The following is a 19,885-nucleotide window of genomic DNA, read 5'->3' as shown; positions in this document are numbered from 1 at the left end:
ACACTGGAGGGACGCTGGAGCGGACGGCCCGTTCGGGCAGAGCGACGAGACAGTCCGGACGTAAGAACCACCCGGACGCACAGAACCGGACAGCGTCCGGAGGTCACAGAGGCAGCGGGGAACGCCGCCGCGGGTGCCCGCAGCGGAGAGCCGAGGCAGACGGCGCCCGGCCCGCCGCCCCCTCACCCCGATCGGCGCGGGGCGCCAAGCCGGGCATCCCGGACAGCGCGGCAGGCGACTGAAAATGAACTGCCCGCGCCCTCCCCGCCGCAGTTACATGTTCTCGTCATGATCCCGCGCTTCGGACGGTTCTCAGGGGGAGGACGGGAGGGCCGGGAGGCGGGAGATCACCGGGGTGGAGCCCAGCGCCGTCACCATCCTGGAGTTGCTCGCCGAAGGTGCTCCGGCCGAAAGCCTCGGAGCCTTCGCCGCCCGGGCCCGCCGCGGCACCGCCGACGACCCGCAGGGCCTCGCGGTCGTCGAGGAGGCCATCCGGCTCGGCCGGGCCGTCCACGAACGGTGCGAACTGCGGCGCCGCCGTGAGGCCGGGCTGACCGCCCTCGCCGGCCTCGCGCTGGAACTCGCGGCGCCCGCCAGCCTGTGTTCCCTCCTCGACGTCGTCACCCGCCGGGCACGCATGCTGCTCGGAACCGACCTGGCCTGCGTCGCCCTCCCCGGCGCGGACGGCGGCCCGGCGGTCGTCCGCGCGGCGGACGGCCACGTGTCGGCCCTCACCATCGGCCTGACCCTGCCCACCGTCGCCGGCCTCGGCAACGCCGCGATCCCGGTCTGGAGCCCCGACTACCCGCACGACGACCGCGTCCGGCACAGCGACGCGCTCGACGCGGCGGTCGCGGCCGAGAGCGTACGCGCGGTACTGGTGACGCCACTCGGCCGCGACGACGCTCCGGCCGGCGCCCTCTGCCTCGCCGACCGCAGCCCCCGGCACTTCACGCACGAGGAGATCTCCCTCGTGAGCCTGCTCGGCGAACTCGTCGGCGCCGCGGTGGACAAGGTCACGGCCCTGGAGCGGGCGTGCACCGAGCTGTCCGCCCTCGAAGCCCGGTACGCGCAGTCGGAGCGGCAACTGCGGACCACCGCCGGCCTGCGGGACCTGCACCACCGCCTGATCGGGCGGGCCCTGGACGGCGTGGCCCCGTCCGCGCTGGCCGAGGCCGCCGCCGCCCGCACGGGCGGCGCGCTGCGGATCCTCGCCGCCGACGGCACGGTGCTCGACACGACCGGCGGCGCCTGCGCCTGGGGCGACGAGGGGGGCGACGGGCCCGCCACGGTGGCCGCCCACACCGCGGGCCGCCCCGTCTCCGTGGGCGACGGCACGTGGGCCGCCCCGATCAGGGCCAGGGGCGCCCGGCTCGGCACCGTCCTGCTGCGACTGGACCGTCCGGTCACCGACACCGACGTACACGTGCTGGCCATCCTCGCGGAGGCGATGGCCGTCCTGCTCCTCGGGGACACGGCCGGGCAGGCCGCCGCCCCGGCCCAGCGCAGTGACGGCCCCCTGGACGACCTGCTCACCGGGCCCTGGCGACTGGTCGAGCAGACCGGGCGGAACCTGGCCCCCGGACGGCCGCACGCCGTCCTGGTCGCCCTGCCGAGGACCGACGAACTGGGCAAGGCGGTCGCCTGGGCGGCGCGTCACGCCCGCCGCACCGGCGGTCTGGCGGGCGAGCAGCGCGACCTGCTGGTCATGGTCCTGCCGGGCACCGACCCGGGCCGGGCCGCCCGTGCCGTCATGGACGAGCTGGCGCCACTGCTGGAGGGTGCCGTGACCATCGCCGGGGCGGGTCCGGTGACCGGCCGGGTTGCCGCGTCTGCCGCGTTCGAGGAGGCCCGCCAGTGTCTCGACGCGATGATCGCCCTCGGCGCCACCGGCTGTGTCGCCTCCGCCCGTGACCTCGGCTTCCTCGGAGCACTGCTCTCCGACAGCCGCGACGTCACGGCGTTCGTGCACTCGGCGATCGGCCCCGTCCTCGACTACGACCGGCAGCGGTTCACCGAGCTGACCAAGACGCTGGAGACGTACTTCCGCTGCGGCAGCAGCCCGACGTACGCCGCCCAGCAGCTCTTCGTCCACCCGAACACCGTCGCCCGCCGGCTGGAGCGCATCGGCAGCCTGCTCGCGCCCGACTGGCAGCAGCCCGACCACACGCTGAAGATCCAGCTCGCCCTGCGCCTGCACGGGATCAGGCAGTCCCTGATCGCGCGACGCACCGGCGAGCCGGACGAGGTCGCCGGACGGGCCGGATAGCAGCACGGCCGAACTCCTGGCGAGCGCCGCCACCGCGTGGGCGGCCGAGGCGAGCGTCACATGGCGGTGCCAGCCGTTGTAGGAGCGCCCGGCGAAGTCCCGTACGCCGACCCGGTCGGTGATGTCGGCGAAGTCGCGTTCCACCCGCGCGGCCGACCGGCTCAGCCCGTGCAGCGCGGCGGGCCGGTGCTGCGCCAGGTCGCTCAGCCACACCTCGGTGGGCCAGTGCCGCCCCTTCGGCCCGGCGCCGAAGAGGACGAACTCGTCCTCATCGCGGTGAGCGGCCGGGGCGGACCCGCGCCGGGGCAGGACCACCCGGACACTCGCGACCAGGGTGCGGGCGTCCTGGCCGTCCTCCCCCGCGGCCGGCGCCAGGCGGTACGGCTGCCCGAACGTACGGAGTATCCGGTGGGCCGGCAGGGTGCTGTCGACGCGCCCCGCGCGCCCGGCGCCCACCGGTGACAGCGGGAAGGTGCGGCGCACCCGGACCATCATCGGGACGCCCGCCGAGCGCAACCGGCCCAGCAGCCCGGTGACCGCGAGTTCGCGCGCGTCCAGGACCACCGGGCACGCCGATCGCTGCCAGCCGGTGGCCACCTCGAGGAACGTGTCTGCCACGCAGTCGCCCAGCGTCCCGCCACCGGGATCCGGGGGCGAGGACACCCCGGAGGCCGGTTCGGTACCGTCCGCCGCCGGTCCGGGCAGGTGCAGCCGCCAGTTGACGGGAGCACTCAGCTGCGGCGACACCGCCCAGACGCTCACCGCCTGCTGGGCGTTGAGCACCTGGCCGAGGGCGGGCACGAAACGCCGGCCCACTCCCACACTGTGCTTGCCCGCCTTGGGAATCAGCACGGGGTGAACCACCCAGGCCTGTTGCGGGGCGAACCGGTCCAGGTAGCGGCACAGCTCCTGCCGCACCGGCATCCAGTCCCAGGTGGAGCTGCAGACGAAGTGGTGCAGGCTCTGCTCGGAGGCGGCCCCGTCGATCAGCGTCGCGATGTTGCGGATCGACTTGCGGCCCCGCGCGCGGAGCAGGCCCTGTACGTACTGGACCCCCCGGCGTCGCTGGTCGCTGCGGGGCAGCGAGGCGAACAGGGCCGAGGCCAGGTCGTCCAGGACGGCCTCGTAGGTCTCCCCCACGGCGACCGGCCCGTGACGCTCACGCGGCGCGACGGAAGTGCTGCTCTTCACGAGGGCCCCCAGGCGTGCTCACCGATGTGTCATCCGCACTGATGTCCGATCGATTCGGAACGCTAGGCGGTGACCGCACCCGGGGCCCAGGTGTGCCGGACCACGCGCGGACGGTGGCCCACAGTGGTCACACACGCACTTCCCGGCGGCAGGTGTCCGCCGGACACCGGCCACCGCGTGCGGCATCACCACACACAGGGGACTCCCCCACCACCTCCCGCCCCTTCCTCCCCATTGCGGCGACCTCGCACGTTTTCGGTATGAGAGGAGTGGTTGTTCCCGTACGCCGGGACGATGCGGAAGACCGCAAGAGAGGCGGAAGATCCGCCATGCCCGGGTATCGAACTCCGACCGCCCCGGGACCGCACCCGGATCGCTCCCGGCCCCGCCAGGACCGGCACGGCCCCCGCCCGGACCGGTCCGGCCCGGCGGACGCGAGCGAGCCGCCGCCGGAAGTGACCGGCAGCGGCTCGCTCGGACAGCTCGGACAGCTCGGACAGCTCGGACAGCTCGGACAGCTCGGACAGCTGAGACGGCTGAGACAGGTCGGATGGCTCGCGTGGCCCGGCCCGCGTGGCCCGCGTCAACGCGAGGCGGCGGCGTACCGCTCACCCGCCCCGCGCGCGGCGCAGCACCGGCCAGTCGGTGTTCGGCTTCGGCGCAGCACCGGCCAGTCGGTGCCGGGAGCACGGTCGGCTTCCCCGGGCCGGGGTGGCAGCCCGGCGTCTCGACATGTCTCCGGGCCGCCCCGCGAGGTGTCTCGGGCCGCCCCGCGAGGTGACGGCGGAACCGGTGCCCGCGGCCGGGGACTGACGGCAGGAGCGGGCAGCGTGGGCGGGGACTGACGGCAGAAACACACAGTGTGGCCGGGCACTGCCAGCAGGAACGGGCAGCGCGGGCAGGGACTGCCAGCAGGAACGGGCAGCGCGGGCAGGGACTGCCAGCAGGAACGGGCAGCGCGGGCAGGGACTGCCAGCAGGAGCGGGCAACGGCGGCGGAGACTGACGGCAAACACACAGTGTGGCCGGGGACTGCCAGCAGGAACGGGCAGCGTGGGCAGGCACTGACAGCAGGAGCAGACAGTGCGGCCGGGGACTGACAGAAGCCGGCAGCGAGGCGGGCCGGTGGGCCGGAGTGGCCGCCCGCGCGGGACGGACGCCGGACCGACCGGACGCGGCCTCCGAAAGCCGGCAAGGAGAACGTCAGTCCGGCGAGCCCCTCATTCCCCGGATGGGCGGGCTCACGGTTGGGCAGTCCCACGGTTGGGCGGGCTCGGGGGTGGCGAGCCCCCAGGTGGGCAAGCCCGCGGGTGGGCGGACCCGCAGGTGGGCGAACCGCAGATGGGCAAGCCCGCAGCGGCGACGGCCGCCCCGGCATCCGCCGCCCGCGCGCCCACCCGCGTCACCGCGAACCGGGTCTCGCGCCCGACGCCCGACGCCCGAGAACCGGAGTCGGTCAGCCCTTGCGCGGCCCCGCCGGACCGGAGGTCTCGGCCTCCTGGGAAGCACCCCGCTCCCGGGCGCTCCCGGTGCGGCCCTCGCCGTCACCGTTGCCGGCGCCGTCCGCCGGCTCCGCGAAGTCGACCTTCCCCATGTGCCGGTTCATCGACCTCATCAGGGCCCACACCGCCAACGCCATCGCCGCGAACACGATGAACCCGAGGACGCCGGGGGTCACCTTGTCCTCGTCCACCTCCTTGGCGAATACCACGAGGTGCGTCATTGCCTGGCTTGCGCTTGCGCTCATGTCAGGCATTGTCGCGGATGCCCGCGAAGAGGTCGTCCTCGGGGAGGGAGGTCGCCACGAGAGACTTCGCGAGCTCGTACTCCTCCGTGGGCCAGACCTCCTTCTGGAGCTCCATCGGCACCCGGAACCAGCCCCCGTCGGGGTCGATCTGCGTGGCGTGCGCGATCAGCGCCTTGTCGCGGATCTCGAAGAAGTCGGCGCACGGCACGTGCGTGGTGATCGTCCGCTCCGTGCGCTCGAACTCGTCCCAGCGCTTCAGCCAGTCCCCGTACGGCGACTCCATCCCGCGGTCCAGCAGCGCCTGATGCAGCGCCTCGGTCCGGGGCCGGTTGAAGCCCTGGTTGTAGTACACCTTCAGCGGCTGGTACGCCGGTCCGAACCCGGCCTCCGGGTACTTCTCGGTGTCGGCCGCGCCCTCGAAGGCCACCATCGTGATCTTGTGGGTCATGATGTGGTCGGGGTGCGGGTAACCGCCGTTCTCGTCGTAGGTGGTGATGACCTGCGGACGGAACGAACGGATCTGCTTCACGAGCTCGCCGGCCGCCTTGTCGACGTCCTCCAGGGCGAAACAGCCCTCGGGAAGCGGCGGCAGCGGGTCGCCCTCCGGCAGCCCGGAGTCGACGAAACCGAGCCACTCCTGCTTCACGCCGAGGATCTCGCGGGCCTCGTCCATCTCCTTCTTGCGTACCTCGTGGATGTTCTCCTCGATGTACGTGTCGCCCTGCAGCTTGGGGTTGAGGATGGAGCCGCGCTCCCCGCCCGTGCAGGTCACGACCAGCACGTCCACCCCCTCGGACACGTACTTCGCCATGGTGGCCGCGCCCTTGCTCGACTCGTCGTCGGGGTGGGCGTGCACGGCCATCAGTCGCAGCTGGTCAGTCAAGACTCAATTCCTCAGTCAGTCGGCGCCCGGTGTGCGTCGGCGCATTCCAATGGTGCCGCCCCGTAGGCACGTCCTCGAGGGGCGACGGCGGGCTTGCGAGTGGGGCTTCTATAGTGACCGAATCCACGGGTGAATAATTCCGGGGCCGGACTCCGGGGCCCTTTCCGGGACCGCTGTCCCGTTCCTGCCGAGAGGACGATCATGAGCACGGCGAGCACGCGACCGCCCGAGGGCCGTTACGGACGCGCCCCGGCCGGACGCGACGACCGCACTCTCAAGATCGTCGGCGCCGTCCTCGGAGCGGCACTGCTGGCCCTCATCGGTTACTTCGGCTACCACTACGTCGGCCAGAGCAGGATCAGCGCGGAAGTGATCGAGTTCGACATCACGAAGGACGCCGTGAAGGTGCACCTGGAGGTCCGCAAGGACGCCGGCGCCGACGGCTACTGCACCGTGCGGTCACAGGCGGCGAACGGCGCCGAGGTGGGCCGCGCCGACTTCCGTTTCGAGGGTGACGCCACGCGCGTCGACAAGGTCGTCACGCTCCGTACGACGTCGCCGGGCACGACCGCCGAACTGCTCGGCTGCCACGCCGACTGACCCGGCCCGGGGCCGCCCCGAAGCCCCGGCACCCGAGGCTCCCCTCACCGGGCCGCCCTGGGGCAGTCACTCGGAATCCGTACCCACTGACCTGCGTTGACGTGATTCTGATCGCTTATGTCCTCCCCCTTCGGGCAGGGAATTGTTAGGCTCGTGGTTTCGCCCTCTCATGAAGGAACATGCTTCTGGGTAGGGCGATGCTTTGTCTTCCCAGTACCTACGAGGAGCACCTGTGACCCAGACCAGCGAGAACGTCACCTGGCTGACCCAGGAGGCGTACAACAAGCTCAAGGACGAGCTTGAGTACCTTACTGGTCCCGCGCGCACGGAGATCGCCGCCAAGATCGCCGCTGCGCGCGAGGAGGGCGACCTGCGTGAGAACGGCGGGTACCACGCGGCCAAGGAGGAGCAGGGCAAGCAGGAGCTCCGTGTGCGCCAGCTCACCCAGCTTCTCGACAACGCCAAGGTCGGTGAGGCCCCGGCCGCCAACGGCGCGGTGGCGCCCGGCATGGTCGTCACGATCGCCTTCGACGGCGACGAGGACGACACGCTGACCTTCCTGCTCGCCTCGCGCGAGTACGCGAGCTCCGACATCGAGACCTACTCTCCGCAGTCGCCGCTCGGCGCCGGCGTGATCGGCCGCAAGGTCGGCGACGACGCCCAGTACGAGCTGCCGAACGGCAAGAAGGCGTCGGTCCGCATCCTCAAGGCCGAGCCGTACAACGGCTGACCCGCCCGTCGACGTCCGAGTCGTGCCCCCGGTGCCCCTTCTTGGCACCGGGGGCGCACTCATGCGGTCGCGGACCGGTACTTGCGCACCGCGAGCGTTCTGAATATGAGGATGATCAGTAGCGAGTAGACCAGCGACGCCCACACCGGATGCTGCATGGGCCAGGCGTCGGACTGGGAGACGCCGGGGTTGCCGAACAGCTGACGGCAGGCCTGGACGGTGGCGCTGAACGGGTTCCATTCGGCGATGTGCCGCAGCCAGGGCGTCATCCGGTCCGAGTCCACGAAGGCGTTCGAGATGAACGTGACCGGGAACAGCCAGATCAGTCCGCCCGAGGTGGCCGCCTCCGGGGTGCGCACGGACAGGCCGATCACTGCGCCGATCCAGGTGAACGCGTACCCGGCCAGGAGCAGCAGTCCGAACGCGCCGAGTACCTCGCCGATGCTGGTGTGCGTGCGCCAGCCGACCAGCAGCGCGACCATGGCCAGCACGGACAGGGTGAGCGCGGTCTGCACCAGGTCGGCGAGGGTCCGCCCGGTCAGCACCGCGCCGCGCGCCATCGGCAGCGAGCGGAACCGGTCGATGAGGCCCTTGTGCATGTCGTCGGCGATGCCCGCGCCCGCTCCGGCCGTGGCGAAGGTGACGGTCTGCGCGAAAATGCCGGCCATCAGGAACTCGCGGTAGACGGACGAGTCGGTACTGCCGCCGATGTTCAGGGAGCCGCCGAACACGTAGGTGAACAGCACCACGAACATGATCGGCTGGATGAGCCCGAACACCACCATCTCGGGGATCCGGGCCATCCTGATCAGATTGCGCTGGGCGACGACCAGGGAATCCCGGATCAGCCTGACGAGAGGGTTGCGGGGCGGTGCGATCCGCGCGGTGTCGGTGACGGTGCTCACGGGGCGGTCTCCTTCCTGCGCCTGCCTCCGGCATCCCCCCGCGCGCCGTCCTCCTCCTGCTCCGGCGCCTCGGCCAGGTGGCCGGTCAGGGAGAGGAAGACGTCGTCGAGTGTGGGGCGGCGCAGGCCGATGTCGTCGATCTCGATGTCGCGGGTGTCCAGCTCGCGGATGACCTCGGCGAGGAGCTTGGCGCCGCCGGTCACGGGCACGGTGAGCTTGCGCATGTGCTCGTCGACCGTGGTCTCGCCCTTGCCGAAGCCGCGCAGCACCTCGGAGGCGGCGGCCATGTGCGCGCGTTCGTGCACGACGACCTCGACGCGCTCCCCGCCGGTGCGGGCCTTGAGCTGGTCGGAGGTGCCCTGGGCGATGACACGGCCGTGGTCGACCACCGCGATGTCGTGCGCGAGGTGATCGGCCTCTTCCAGGTACTGCGTGGTGAGCAGCAGCGTGGTACCGCCGGAGACGAGGTGTTTGATGACCTCCCACAACTGCTGCCGGTTGCGGGGGTCGAGGCCGGTGGTCGGCTCGTCCATGAACATCACGGGCGGGGAGACGACGAGCGCCGCCGCGAGGTCGAGCCTGCGGCGCATGCCTCCGGAGTAGGTCTTGGTGGGGCGGTCGGCGGCGTCGACCAGGTGGAACTGTTCCAGCAGCTCGGCCGCGCGGGCTTTCGCCGCTCTGGCCGACATCTGGTAGAGCCGGCCGACCATCTGGAGGTTCTCGCGGCCGGTGAGGTATTCGTCGACCGCCGCGAACTGGCCGGACAGGCCGATGGAGCGGCGTACCGCGTCCGGCTGCTCGAGCACGTCGAGGCCGGCGACCACCGCTCTGCCGCTGTCGGGGCGCAGGAGCGTGGTGAGGCAGCGGACAGCCGTCGTCTTGCCCGCACCGTTGGGTCCCAGGAGCCCCAGGACGGTGCCCTCCGGGACGTCGAGATCGACGCCGTCCAGAGCCTTTACGTCACCGAAGGTCTTCACCAGGCCTTCGGCATGGATGGCGCCCGGCATATGAGCCTCCACGTCGTCGGGTTGTGCCGCGTCACACAGGAAGTGCGCCGACACACACTGTAACGCGATGTATCGCGTCCTTCAACGGAGTTTTCGCGAAATGGCGAGGGGAGCCGTCCGACCTGGGGTTTTGCGGATCAGGAGTCCACTCGCGGCTACGGACCACCCGGCGGCAGCGGTCAGCCGATCACGAGATAGCCCGCGTCGTGCAGGGCCTGGCTCACCTCGGCGCAGTGCGCCGGGCCCTTGGTCTCCAGGTGGAGTTCGACCTCCACCTCCGTGAGTCCGAGCCGCGGATCGGTCCGTACGTGACTCACGTCCAGGACGTTGGCGTCGACCCCCGACAGCACGCCGAGGAGCGTCGCGAGAGCCCCCGGCCGGTCGGGCAGCCGGAGCCGTACGGCCAGGTAGCGGCCCTGTGCCGCCATGCCGTGCCGCAGCACCCGCTCCATCAGCACCGGATCGACGTTCCCGCCGGACAGCACCGCCACGACCGGCCCGTCGAAGGCGTCCGGCCTGCTCAGCAGCGCCGCCACCGGGCTGGCCCCGGCCGGCTCCACGACCAGCTTGGCCCGCTCCAGGCACAGCAGCAGCGCCGCGGACAGCTCGTCCTCCGTGACCGTACGCACCTCGTCGACCAGTTCGCCGACGATTCTGAACGGCACGTCGCCGGGCCGCCCGACCTTGATGCCGTCCGCCATCGTCACCGGCTTGCGCACCGACACCGGCCGGCCCGCCGCCAGCGAGGGCGGGTACGCCGCGGCACCCTCCGCCTGCACACCCACGATCCGCACGTCCGGCCTGAGCGACTTCACCGCCACCGCGATTCCGGCCGCCAGCCCGCCCCCGCCGACGCCGACGACGATCGTGCGCACCTCGGGGCACTGTTCCAGAACCTCCAGGCCGACCGTGCCCTGACCTGCGATGATGTCGTGGTGGTCGAAGGGGTGTATGAACACCGCGCCGGTTCGCTCCGCGTACTCCTGCGCGGCGGCCAGCGTCTCGTCGACCACGTGGCCGTGCAGCCGCACCTCGGCGCCGTAGTCCTCGGTGGCGCTGATCTTCGGCAGCGGGGCGCCCCTGGGCATGAAGACCGTGGACCGCACGCCGAGCAGGGTGGAGGCGAGGGCGACGCCCTGGGCGTGATTGCCGGCGCTCGCCGCGACGACCCCGGCGGCCCGCTCCTCGGGCAGCAACCCGGCAATCCGCACATACGCGCCGCGCAGCTTGAACGAACCCGTCCGTTGCAGGTTCTCGCATTTGAGGTGGACAGGGGCGCCCACCATCTGGGAAAGGTGCCTGCTGCCCTCCATCGCGGTGACTCGTGCAACGCCCGAAAGCATCTTCTGAGCGCCCCGGACATCGTCCAGAGTGACGGTCCGCAAGGAGTCAGCCGTGGTGTAGCTCATGACACAAGCATCGCAGTTCAGAGCGGAATCGGCCGCTCCGACCACCGTGCGAGACCGGATGCCTCAGCCCCGGTACAGCCCGCCTCCCATCCGCGTACCCTGTCCCCCAACCAGCAGCCCTCCACGAAGTGAGCCTCCGGCCATGCCCACTCCTGAAACGTCGATGGACATGACGACCGCCGGTGATACCGGTCTTCTCGAATTGCTGCAGCACGAGGTGGCGCTCTTCGCGCGCCGTGCCGAACAAACCCGGCTCGGCGGGGTCGGACAGGTGCGCAACTCCATGGACCGCGCCGCGTACCTGCTGCTCAACCGCCTCGACAAGGAAGGCCCGATGGGCGTGAAGGCGCTCGCCGCGAGCATGGGGATCGACTCCTCCACGGTCACGCGGCAGGTGGCCCCGCTCGTCGACACCGGGCTCGTCAAGCGCACCTCGCACCCCGAGGACGGGCGGGCCGTGGTCCTGCAGCTGTCCCCGCGCGGCCAGTCCCGGCTGGACGAAGTGCGCTCCTCGCGGCGCCAGTTGATGGCGGATCTGACGCACGACTGGGCACCGGGGGAGCGTGAGGCGTTCTGCACGCTCCTCACACGTTTCAACAGCGCGCTGTCCGCCCGGATGTCCGGACAGGACGCCCCGAGCGTGGAGCCCTCGCCGACTTCCTGAGCGGCACACCGGCCCACGGCTGCCCACCGGGTGTGCCGCGAGGACCCACCCCACGCACCCGCTCTCCCGTGCCCCCGCGCGGACACGCGCGTACGCACCGCACGCCCGCGGGAGCGGCAGAGCGGCCCACAGCCGCTGTCCCGGCACACGTACCCGCGTGTCTGCGCGCGTCCGGCCCGCCGGGCCGCGATCAGCCGGCTGAACCGCGGTCCGTACCGGACTCTTGACCTGTGGCCGCCGGTGGCCTCCTATGAGACCGATACCGGTCACGGTCGTGGCCGGACCGACATGTCAGAGGTCGCCCTCCCGGGAGGCGCGGTGCGAGAACGGCACGCGTGGTGGGCCGCCCACCGGGCCCGTGAGTTCGAGGCGTTCGTCGCGGGCGCGGGCGGGCGGCTGCTGCACGCCGCGACACTCCTCACGGCGGAGCCCCCGGACGACAATCCGCACGCCCGGCGCCTGCTGACGCTCGCCCTCGCGCACACGTACGCGTGCTGGCACCGGACGAGCGGAGAGGACCCCTACGATCACGCCCGCCAGTACCTTGCCACCCGCTTCGCACGGGGATCGTGGCACCGGTACGGCGGTCGGGGCCGGACCCGGCCGCACCCCGCGCCCGGCCCCCTGGCCGTCCTCACCCCGCAGGAACGCCTCGTCCTGGTCCTACGGGTGTACGACGGGGTCGCCGAGGAACAGACCGCCGCCCTGCTCGGCCTGTCCACCGACCGCGTACGCGCCCTCTGCGACCGGGCGACGAGGAGACTGCTGCACCCGCCGCGGGGCCGGACCTCCGCGGTCGGCGGGACGAAGGCGGCGCCGTCATGAGCCGGCCGGGCCACCGGGTGCCCAGCCCCGGGAGCCGTCCGTGAAAGAGCGCGACCGGGAGGCCGCCGTACGACGGGTCATGGAGCAGGCGCCGCCGCCCGTGCCGCCGGAGCTGTACGCGCGGGCGGTGCGGCGCGGCGAGCGCATGCTGCGGCGCCGGACGATCGCGCGCCGCCTGCTGTGGCTGGCGCTGGCCGCCGCGGCCGTGGCGTTCTTCGTGTGGGCGATGGCGGTACGGCCGTGGGTGGAGCCGCCGTCCGACACGACTCCACCCCTGACCGGCTGGTGAGCCCGGACCGCGCCGGGCCCGGAGGGACTAGCCGAGCGCCTGCTGGAGGTCCTCCAGCAGGTCGTCGACGTTCTCGATGCCGACGGACAGCCGCACCAGGTCGGCGGGTACCTCGAGGGCCGAACCGGCCGCGGAGGCGTGCGTCATGCGGCCGGGGTGCTCGATCAGCGACTCCACGCCGCCGAGGGACTCACCGAGCGTGAACACCCTGGCGCGGTTGCAGACCTCGACGGCCGCCTCCTCGCCGCCCCGCACCCGGAACGACACCATGCCGCCGTAGGCCCTCATCTGCTTGGCGGCCACCTCGTGACCGGGGTGCTCGGGCAGGCCCGGATACAGCACGTGCGTCACGCGCGCGTGCCGGGACAGCATGTCGGCGATCTTCCCGGCGTTCTCGCTGTGCCGGTCCATGCGCACCGCGAGCGTCTTCGTGCCGCGCAGCACCAGCCACGAGTCGAAGGGCCCGGCGACCGCGCCCATCGCGTTCTGGTGGAAGACGAGTTCCTCGGCGAGGGCCTCGTCGTCGACGATCAGCGCGCCGCCGACGACGTCGGAGTGGCCGCCCATGTACTTCGTCAGCGAGTGCACGACGACGTCCGCGCCGAGCGAGAGGGGCTGCTGGAGGTACGGCGTGGCGAAGGTGTTGTCGACGACGAGCCGGGCGCCGGAGTCCTGGGCGATCTGGGCGACGGCGGCGATGTCCGTGATGCCGAGCAGCGGGTTGGAGGGCGTCTCCACCCACACGACCTTGGTCTTCGGCGTGATCGCGGCCCGTACGGCGGCGGGGTCGGAGGTGTCGGCGACCGACCACTCCACGCCCCAGCGGGAGACGACCTTGGCGAACAGGCGGAACGTGCCGCCGTACGCGTCGTTGGGGATGACCACGTGGTCGCCGGGGCTGAGCAGCGTACGCAGCAGGCAGTCCTCGGCCGCCAGTCCGGACGCGAACGCGAGGCCGCGGCGCCCGCCCTCCAGGGCGGCGAGGTTCTCCTCGAGGGCGGTCCTGGTGGGATTGGCGCTGCGGCTGTACTCGTAGCCGCCGCGCAGCCCGCCCACGCCGTCCTGCTTGTAGGTGGAGACCTGGTAGATCGGCGGGACGACCGCGCCCGTCAGGGGGTCGGCGGTGTTGCCCGCGTGGATCGCGAGCGTCTCGAAGTGCTCACTGATGCTGTCGGTCATGTGCCCGAGCGTAGTGCGCCCGGCGCGCGTTCGGCGCCCGCCTGTTCACGGTGCGGAACCGGCATGGGTCGTGTGTCGCGCGGTGGTTTTCCCCAGGCAGGGCGTTATCCACAGGTCCGGGTATCGGGTTGGCCAATTGTCGGCGCGGTCTGGTTCGCTTGTGGCATGGAGATTCTGTGGGTTCTGATGGCGGCGATGATGCTCGGCATCGTGCTGGTCCCGTTCTTGCGGCGCGGGCGGAGCGGGATCGCACAGGTCCACCCGGGCCACCCGGACGCCGCTGACCCGGAGAACTACGGATTCGCGCGCGAGGAGGAGCTGGACATCCGCATGCCCGGCCCCGACCAGGATCTGCTGGACGTCCTGGAGGTCGTGCAGCACACGCAGGACTACCGGGCGGCCCAGCAGCTCCTCGCCGGCACGGACGCCGGGAGCGAGCGCCGCTGGCAGCGGGTGCAGGCGTTCGCGGGCGCCGCGTCGCTGGAGCTGCGGCAGCAGCCCGGCGGCGTCGGGCAATCGCCGGGCGGGCAGTGGCTGCGGGTGTGGCGCGCCGAGGCACCCAAGGACGCCGGCGGCGCGGCGGTGCACGCCGAGTTCCTGGTGCAGCAGGCGTGGCGGACGGCGACGCCGGGCACGGACGAGTTCCGGATCATCATGGAGGAGGCGAAGGCGGCCTGCTCCGAGGCGGCCCTGCTGGCGCCGGGCGACCCGGTTCCGTACATCGTCGAGCTGTCCGTCGCGCGCGGCCTGGCGTATCCGCGGGCCGAGTTCGAGCAGCTGTGGCTGAAGATCCTGGACCGCGCCCCGGCGCACATGGGAGCCCACCTGGCGGCGCTGCACTACTGGTGCGAGAAGTGGCACGGCTCGCGTCAGCTCGCCGGCGAGTTCGCTGAGGCCGCGGCGGCCCGCGCCCCGCAGGGCTCCCTCCTGTCGGCGATGCCGCTGTTCGCGGTCTTCGAGCACCTGCCGGAGGTGAACCTGGTCAGCGGGTTCTACCAGAGCGAGGTCGTCACGAAGGCGATCCACGGCGCCCTGCACGCGGCGCACTCGGCCCGCCCCGACGACCCCATGTCGGCGCACGTCCGTCATCTGCTGGTGTTCTTCCTGGTACGGGCCGAGCGCTGGGCCGAGGCCATGGACCAGCTCATACACATCGACGGCCATGTCGGCGCCCTGCCCTGGACGCTGTCCCAGGACCCGGCTGCGGAGTTCGCGGTCTACCGGGCCCTGGCGGTGGCGGGCTACGAGGCCAACGGCGGGAGCCCTGCGACGCTGCCGCACTGAGCGGACGGCGCCGCTGCCGCACCGGCCGACGTGGACGCTTCCGGCCCGGGCGGACGGGGACCCTGTCTCCCCGGCGGACCGGACCGCTGCGGCGCCCGCCGGGCAAGAACCCCGGGTACGCGCCCGAGGCGGAGGGGGGCGCCGGACGAGCGGTTGGTCCGGCCGGAATTCCGCGCCACCCGTACACGTTCACTGAATCGGTGCCCCGAACCCTCGCCCCGGGGTGCCCCGACCGGAGTGGGAGACCGCATGTTCCTCAACAGCCGTACGCCCCAGTTGCCGACCCGCGAACAGGCGCTCACCGGCCGCCCGGAGCCGGCTTTCGCGGTGCCCGACCGCCACACCGTGCTCGGCAACCCGCTCCTCGGGCCCTACCCCGAGGGCCTGGAGGTCGCCGACTTCGGCATGGGCTGCTTCTGGGGCGCCGAGCGCAAGTTCTGGCAGCTCCCGGCCGGAGTGTGGACGACCCTCGTCGGCTACCAGGGCGGTTACACCGAGAACCCCACGTACGAGGAGGTCTGCTCGGGTCGCACCGGCCACACGGAGGCCGTCCGTGTGGTGTACGACCCCCGTGTGACGTCGTACGGGCGGCTGCTGCGGACGTTCTGGGAGTCCCACAACCCGACGCAGGGCTTCCGCCAGGGCAACGACGTGGGCACGCAGTACCGCTCGGCGATCTACACCCACAGCGCGGCGCAGGCGGCGACCGCCGAAGCCTCCCGCGAGGCCTACCAGAAGGTCCTCACGGCGTCCGGTCACGGCACGATCAGCACCGAGATCCTTCCGGCGGAGGGCCGCGCCTTCTATCCGGCGGAGGCTTATCACCAGCAGTACCTGGACAAGAACCCGGCGGGGTACTGCGGTATCGGCGGGACGGGGGTCGAGCTGGGCGACCCCTTCGAGACGAACTGGGGGGTGTCCTGCCCGACGGGTATCGCACCGGCGCCGGAATCGGCGGACCAGTGAGCGGTCACCGCCCTCACCCGGGCCCGGGCCTGTCCTTGTAGCCCACGGTCGTCGGCTCGATTTTCGTGAGACCGGCGAGACAGTCCGGAACAGCCGGAACCGCACCCCCGGAACCGCACCCGCGAAACGGCGCTCCGCCTACCGGAACTCCGCCTGCCGGGGCTCCGCCTGCCGGGCACGCACCGGCCCGGACCCGATCACCGCACGCCGAGCGGCGACACCGGGCCCGATGTGCGGCTGCCACAACGGGCGGCGTTCGGGAAGACTGCTGTACGAGCACCGCCAGGCTGCCGGGCCGCCGACGGCCACCGCCATCGCCATCGCCATCGCCACCGCCACCGCCACCGCCACCGCCACCGCCACCGCCACCGCCACCGCCACCGGGAACGAGGAGACGCTCGTGCCGCGCACACGGATGCAGGAATTACGCCTGCCCACAGCAGAGGAAGCCCCAGCCGGTCGCTCCGCCCCGGCATACGAGGTACCCGACAAGCACACCGTTCTCGGAACGCCACTCCTCGGCCCCTACCCCGAGGGCCACGACATCGCCGACTTCGCCCTCGGCTGCTTCTGGGGCGCCGAGCGCAGGTTCTGGCAGCTCCCCGGCGGTATCTGGACGACCCTCTCCGGCTTCCAGGGCGGCTTCACGCCCCACCCGGTGGACGACGAGATACGCACCGGGCTGACGGGGCACGCGGAGACCGTGCGGGTGGTGTTCGACCCCGCGAAGATCTCCTACGAACGCCTGCTGCGGCTGTTCTGGGAGTCGCACGACCCCACCCAGGGTTTCCGGCAGGGTTACGACGTCGGCACCCACGTCCGGTCGATCCTCTTCACGCACTCCCCCGCCCAGCAGCGGGCTGCCGAGCAGAGCCGGGAGATGTACCAGCAGGCCCTGACCGCCGCCGGGTACGGCCGGATCACCACCACGATCCTGCCCGCCGAACTCCACCCCTTCTATCCGGCAGGGGCCCAGCACCAGCAGTACCTGGCCGGGAACCCGTCGGGGTACTGCGGGCTCGGCGGGACGGGGGTCGAGCTGAGTACCCCGTTCGGTACGAACCGGGGGGCGTCCCGCCCGACGGGCGTGGCGGCCACGTCGGAGGTGACGGACGAGTAGGCCGTGCCGGGCGCCGGACGGTGGCCGCCCGGTGCGGGACCTGCGGCAACGCGACTCAGGACGGCGACACCTGTACGCGAGGCCCGGCGTCGAGAGAGTGACCGGGTGGTCGCCTAAACGCGGTGGGCGGCTCCCTCTCGTCAGTCCTCCTGGCTCTGCGTCACGTCTCCGTCGACCTTGGCACCCCGCAAGACCTGCTTGCCGGGCCCCGACATCCTCATGGTCAGCGAGCCGCCACTCTCGACGTCGAGGACCCGCTGACTGCGCTGGACCGACGCACCGTCGAGCCTCGTCTGCCACACCGCCAGGGCGACAGCCAGCAGTACGAGCACGCCCGTGCAGGCCCCCCACGCTGCTGTCCAGTTCTGGGTCAGCATCCCGGTGGCCACGTTCACGGCCGCCGCGACCACCACTGATCCGGCCGCTGCCGCCACACGCGTCGACGTCATTCCCGTCACCATCCCCCGCCGGTCTCGTACGATTGCAGGCCGATTCTTCAGCATGGGGGAAATGCCGTGTGGCGTAAACGGCAGCAGACGGTCAGCCACATCGAGGCCGGCGGCAATGTGACCGTGATCATGGACGGGGAACCGGCTGCCTCCGCCCTGGACCGCGCGGTGAACCAGTTGCGCAAGGACGTCCTGTCCAGGGCGCGGCACGCTGTGGCCCGTCTCGGGCTGCAGCAGCCGACCTTGATCGAGATCGCTTGGCAGGGCAGTAGCCGGCCGGTCCAGCCGTCGCGGGACGTGCTGGGTGTCGAGGCGGCGGAGCTGAAGGGCACGGTGACCCAGGTTCCGGACATCTGCCGGAATCTGCCCCTGCATCAATTCGTGGTGCTGGGCAGAGCGGGTACCGGCAAGAGCGTCGTCGCCGTACACCTCGTCCATGACATGGCCGAGAACCCCCGGCCCGGCGACCCGGTCCCGGTGCTGATGTCGCTGTCGTCCTGGCGTCCGGCGATCCCGATGCGGGAATGGATTCTCCGGCAGATCCGGCAGACCAGCCCCAGACTGACCAGCCGATGGCGGTTCGGGCCGGACGCGGCGGCGGGCTTGTTCGACGAGCGCAGGGTGATGCCGGTGCTCGACGGCCTGGACGAGCTGCCGGAACCGCTGCGTGCCCAGGCGGTGGAGGCGATCGACAAGGTGATCCCGAACGGCTGCTGGCTGCTGGTCACCTCCCGCGGCGACGAGTACGCGGCGGCGTGCCGGGACGGGGCCCACCTCACCAGAGCCGCGGTCGCGGAACTCGACCTCGTGGAGGCGGAGGCCGCCATCACCTACCTGGCACGGTCGAAGGTGACCGGTGACGAGCGCTGGGATGTGGTCTTCGACGCCATGCGCGGGGAACCGGAGTCGGAGTTGGCCCGGACGATGGCCTCACCCCTGATGCTGTACCTGGCACAGACGACGTACCGGGCGAGCCTCACCAAGCCCGCAGACCTGATGTCGACGGAGCTGTCCCGGGAGGACATCGAGGACAGGCTGCTGAACCGGTACCTTCCTGCCGTTTACACGACGCATCCACCCAGCCGCTACCAGGAGACCTCGGCCAGGAGGTATCTGACACTGATGGCTCGTCAGATGCGGCGGGACGGGACGGTCGACTTCGCCTGGTGGCAGATCAATGCCCGGCTGACCGGACCTCTGGTCGGTCTGGCGTTTGCCGCTGTGTGGGGCTGGTTCTTGTATGTGCTGTTCGGTCCCACGGTGGGGGTGACGACCGGACTGCTGGCCGCTTTCGGAGGATGGGCCGCGCATGGCATGGTCCGGTCCGACCTGAGGCAGGTGTACGTGCCGAAGAGCGCGGTGCACGGACCGGAAGCCCTCATACGCCGGTACGCGCTGATCGGCGGCGCGACGGCTCTCGCGATCGCCGGTGCCACGGGAGGCGCCGCGGCGTTGTGGCTGTCGGGGGTGCTCAGGACGGACGGGCAGGTCGCCTGGTACTACGGCACGATCGTCGGTACCGCTTCGGGCGTGGCCACACTGCTCGGCTCGGCCTGGGGGTCGTACCAGGTGTCCCGGTCGTGGTACTGGCTGACCGGCCGGCTTCCCTGGCGGCTGCCGTCGTTCCTCGAAGACGCCCGCGAACTCGGCGTACTGCGGCAGATCGGTACTGTCCACCAGTTCCGGCACGAGCGGGTGCTGAGGCAGTTGGGCGGGACAGCCGCCGAGAAGCCTTCCCGGTCGGTTCACGGCGAGTGGAGCGCCAAGTGGCGGCGGTACAGACCGCTGCTGCCCGTCTTCGCCAGCCTGACGCAGGTCGGTTCCGTACTGTTCGGGCTTGCCTTCGTCTCCATGGTGTACGCCTCCTCGACCCACATATCGCTGGAATACCACTCCGGGAACAAACCCGGCGTCCGGGTCGACACCGCCGGTTGTGCGAGCCAGATCAGCAACACGTGCACGGGCGTGACGATCTGGTCGTGGAAACTGCCCCAGGGTTCCTCCCTCCGCACCGTCTGGCTGCCGGCCACCCTCCACAACCGTTCCCTTCAGGGCTGGGACGGCAGAATCGAGGCCGACGGCTGCGCCGGAGGTTCCGTCGAGGTGACCCTGGCCATGACCGGAGAGGCGCCGGTGGCCTTCACCCTGGGCAACTCCTCGGGGACCCCCATGAAGAGCCTGCCGGCGCCGGTCCGCCCGCAGCGCCGACCGGTCTCCCTCGCCCTACGAAGGCTGGACGACCGGCCCTGCACCCTCGTCGTCGAGTGGACCGGTCCGGGGCTCGTGGACGACGGCCTGGAGCCCGCTCGCAGACGACTCGGTGTTGCGGCATCTGTGAGCTCGCCGTGACGCGGTGCAAGTCGAGTGAC

The 19,885-nt window shown here is 71.7% G+C and carries 18 protein-coding genes and 1 pseudogene; 11 read left to right on the top strand and 8 right to left on the bottom strand.

What is annotated here, in order from left to right:
- Positions 1–355: 355 nt before the first annotated feature.
- Together ABZ354_RS21700 and ABZ354_RS21695 are read left to right on the top strand one after the other, a co-directional pair.
- On the top strand, positions 356–2,269 hold the full coding sequence (locus tag ABZ354_RS21700) for a helix-turn-helix domain-containing protein (RefSeq protein ID WP_358659101.1): 1,914 nt from the start codon (positions 356–358) through the stop codon (positions 2,267–2,269).
- Between the two features lie 60 nt (positions 2,270–2,329).
- Positions 2,330–2,731 (top strand): hypothetical protein, encoded by a 402-nt coding sequence (locus ABZ354_RS21695; RefSeq protein ID WP_358659099.1) that lies wholly within the window; start codon positions 2,330–2,332, stop codon positions 2,729–2,731.
- A 42-nt stretch (positions 2,732–2,773) separates the two neighbouring features.
- On the opposite strand, the pseudogene ABZ354_RS21690 reads toward ABZ354_RS21695, so the two are convergent.
- The 3 genes and pseudogenes from ABZ354_RS21690 to mca all read right to left on the bottom strand — a co-directional run.
- A pseudogene (locus tag ABZ354_RS21690) lies at positions 2,774–3,409 on the bottom strand (transposase); the annotation flags it as partial.
- A 1,506-nt stretch (positions 3,410–4,915) separates the two neighbouring features.
- On the bottom strand, positions 4,916–5,215 hold the full coding sequence (locus ABZ354_RS21685) for a hypothetical protein (RefSeq protein WP_358659097.1): 300 nt from the start codon (positions 5,213–5,215) through the stop codon (positions 4,916–4,918).
- Entirely contained in the window at positions 5,208–6,068 is an 861-nt protein-coding gene (gene mca, locus ABZ354_RS21680) for a mycothiol conjugate amidase Mca (RefSeq protein ID WP_358659181.1), read from the bottom strand. Before mca ends, ABZ354_RS21685 begins: the two co-directional genes overlap by 8 nt.
- 222 nt (positions 6,069–6,290) lie before the next feature.
- On the opposite strand from mca, the gene ABZ354_RS21675 reads away from it, so the two are divergent.
- Positions 6,291–6,689, top strand: a complete 399-nt coding sequence (locus ABZ354_RS21675) for a DUF4307 domain-containing protein (RefSeq protein WP_358659095.1) — start codon at positions 6,291–6,293, stop codon at positions 6,687–6,689.
- Positions 6,690–6,921: 232 nt separating this feature from the next.
- The gene (gene greA, locus ABZ354_RS21670; protein ID WP_358659093.1) at positions 6,922–7,419 is read left to right on the top strand and encodes a transcription elongation factor GreA; all 498 of its coding nucleotides are present in this window, start codon (positions 6,922–6,924) and stop codon (positions 7,417–7,419) included.
- A 59-nt stretch (positions 7,420–7,478) separates the two neighbouring features.
- On the opposite strand, the gene ABZ354_RS21665 is transcribed toward greA, so the two are convergent.
- From ABZ354_RS21665 to ilvA, 3 genes are all read right to left on the bottom strand, one after another.
- Positions 7,479–8,324: an ABC transporter permease gene (locus ABZ354_RS21665; RefSeq protein ID WP_358659091.1), complete on the bottom strand. Its 846-nt coding sequence runs from the start codon at positions 8,322–8,324 to the stop codon at positions 7,479–7,481.
- The gene (locus tag ABZ354_RS21660; protein WP_358659089.1) at positions 8,321–9,331 is read right to left on the bottom strand and encodes an ATP-binding cassette domain-containing protein; all 1,011 of its coding nucleotides are present in this window, start codon (positions 9,329–9,331) and stop codon (positions 8,321–8,323) included. The genes ABZ354_RS21665 and ABZ354_RS21660 overlap by 4 nt, the downstream gene beginning before the upstream one ends.
- Before the next feature lie 179 nt (positions 9,332–9,510).
- A complete protein-coding gene (ilvA, locus tag ABZ354_RS21655; protein WP_358659087.1) occupies positions 9,511–10,740 on the bottom strand; it encodes a threonine ammonia-lyase in 1,230 nt (409 codons plus the stop codon).
- A 142-nt stretch (positions 10,741–10,882) separates the two neighbouring features.
- Between ilvA and ABZ354_RS21650 the strand changes: the two genes are divergently transcribed.
- The 3 genes from ABZ354_RS21650 (at position 10,883) to ABZ354_RS21640 (ending at position 12,518) form a co-directional block, all read left to right on the top strand.
- Positions 10,883–11,404 carry a MarR family transcriptional regulator gene (locus ABZ354_RS21650; RefSeq protein WP_358659085.1) on the top strand — a complete coding sequence of 174 codons (522 nt, stop codon included), beginning with the start codon at positions 10,883–10,885 and terminating at the stop codon, positions 11,402–11,404.
- Positions 11,405–11,722: 318 nt separating this feature from the next.
- Positions 11,723–12,229: a sigma factor-like helix-turn-helix DNA-binding protein gene (locus ABZ354_RS21645; protein ID WP_358659083.1), complete on the top strand. Its 507-nt coding sequence runs from the start codon at positions 11,723–11,725 to the stop codon at positions 12,227–12,229.
- 40 nt (positions 12,230–12,269) lie between these two features.
- Positions 12,270–12,518, top strand: a complete 249-nt coding sequence (locus ABZ354_RS21640) for a hypothetical protein (RefSeq protein ID WP_358659081.1) — start codon at positions 12,270–12,272, stop codon at positions 12,516–12,518.
- Positions 12,519–12,545: 27 nt separating this feature from the next.
- Here ABZ354_RS21640 and ABZ354_RS21635 read toward each other — a convergent pair whose 3' ends face one another.
- Positions 12,546–13,697 (bottom strand): cystathionine gamma-synthase, encoded by a 1,152-nt coding sequence (locus ABZ354_RS21635; protein ID WP_358659080.1) that lies wholly within the window; start codon positions 13,695–13,697, stop codon positions 12,546–12,548.
- A 165-nt stretch (positions 13,698–13,862) separates the two neighbouring features.
- On the opposite strand from ABZ354_RS21635, the gene ABZ354_RS21630 reads away from it, so the two are divergent.
- The 3 genes from ABZ354_RS21630 (at position 13,863) to msrA (ABZ354_RS21620) (ending at position 17,067) form a co-directional block, all read left to right on the top strand.
- Positions 13,863–14,981 (top strand): hypothetical protein, encoded by a 1,119-nt coding sequence (locus tag ABZ354_RS21630; protein ID WP_358659078.1) that lies wholly within the window; start codon positions 13,863–13,865, stop codon positions 14,979–14,981.
- A 249-nt stretch (positions 14,982–15,230) separates the two neighbouring features.
- Positions 15,231–15,947: a peptide-methionine (S)-S-oxide reductase MsrA gene (msrA, locus tag ABZ354_RS21625; protein ID WP_358659076.1), complete on the top strand. Its 717-nt coding sequence runs from the start codon at positions 15,231–15,233 to the stop codon at positions 15,945–15,947.
- Between the two features lie 415 nt (positions 15,948–16,362).
- Positions 16,363–17,067, top strand: coding sequence for a peptide-methionine (S)-S-oxide reductase MsrA (gene msrA / locus ABZ354_RS21620; RefSeq protein WP_358659179.1), 705 nt, complete (start codon positions 16,363–16,365; stop codon positions 17,065–17,067).
- 140 nt (positions 17,068–17,207) lie between these two features.
- Here the strand turns inward: msrA (ABZ354_RS21620) and ABZ354_RS21615 are convergent, their stop codons facing one another.
- Positions 17,208–17,516 carry a hypothetical protein gene (locus ABZ354_RS21615; protein ID WP_358659074.1) on the bottom strand — a complete coding sequence of 103 codons (309 nt, stop codon included), beginning with the start codon at positions 17,514–17,516 and terminating at the stop codon, positions 17,208–17,210.
- Positions 17,517–17,582: 66 nt separating this feature from the next.
- Here ABZ354_RS21615 and ABZ354_RS21610 point away from each other — a divergent pair, with 66 nt between their 5' ends.
- On the top strand, positions 17,583–19,865 hold the full coding sequence (locus ABZ354_RS21610) for an NACHT domain-containing protein (protein WP_358659072.1): 2,283 nt from the start codon (positions 17,583–17,585) through the stop codon (positions 19,863–19,865).
- The last annotated feature ends 20 nt before the right edge of the window (positions 19,866–19,885 follow it).

It is taken from the genome of Streptomyces sp. NPDC005925 (assembly GCF_040638805.1).
In the GTDB taxonomy this organism is placed as follows: Bacteria; Actinomycetota; Actinomycetes; order Streptomycetales; family Streptomycetaceae; genus Streptomyces.
This window is presented reverse-complemented; position numbering and strand designations above follow the sequence as displayed.

Coding starts and splice junctions, on each gene's coding strand:
- ABZ354_RS21695 (WP_358659099.1), top strand. CDS start 2,330: ATGGCGGTGCCAGCCGTTGTAGGAGCGCCCGGCGAAGTCCCGTACGCC.
- ABZ354_RS21685 (WP_358659097.1), bottom strand. CDS start 5,215: ATGCCTGACATGAGCGCAAGCGCAAGCCAGGCAATGACGCACCTCGTG.
- mca (WP_358659181.1), bottom strand. CDS start 6,068: ATGGCCGTGCACGCCCACCCCGACGACGAGTCGAGCAAGGGCGCGGCC.
- ABZ354_RS21675 (WP_358659095.1), top strand. CDS start 6,291: ATGAGCACGGCGAGCACGCGACCGCCCGAGGGCCGTTACGGACGCGCC.
- ABZ354_RS21660 (WP_358659089.1), bottom strand. CDS start 9,331: ATGCCGGGCGCCATCCATGCCGAAGGCCTGGTGAAGACCTTCGGTGAC.
- ilvA (WP_358659087.1), bottom strand. CDS start 10,740: ATGAGCTACACCACGGCTGACTCCTTGCGGACCGTCACTCTGGACGAT.
- ABZ354_RS21650 (WP_358659085.1), top strand. CDS start 10,883: ATGCCCACTCCTGAAACGTCGATGGACATGACGACCGCCGGTGATACC.
- ABZ354_RS21635 (WP_358659080.1), bottom strand. CDS start 13,697: ATGACCGACAGCATCAGTGAGCACTTCGAGACGCTCGCGATCCACGCG.
- ABZ354_RS21630 (WP_358659078.1), top strand. CDS start 13,863: ATGGAGATTCTGTGGGTTCTGATGGCGGCGATGATGCTCGGCATCGTG.
- msrA (WP_358659076.1), top strand. CDS start 15,231: ATGTTCCTCAACAGCCGTACGCCCCAGTTGCCGACCCGCGAACAGGCG.
- msrA (WP_358659179.1), top strand. CDS start 16,363: ATGCAGGAATTACGCCTGCCCACAGCAGAGGAAGCCCCAGCCGGTCGC.
- ABZ354_RS21615 (WP_358659074.1), bottom strand. CDS start 17,516: ATGACGTCGACGCGTGTGGCGGCAGCGGCCGGATCAGTGGTGGTCGCG.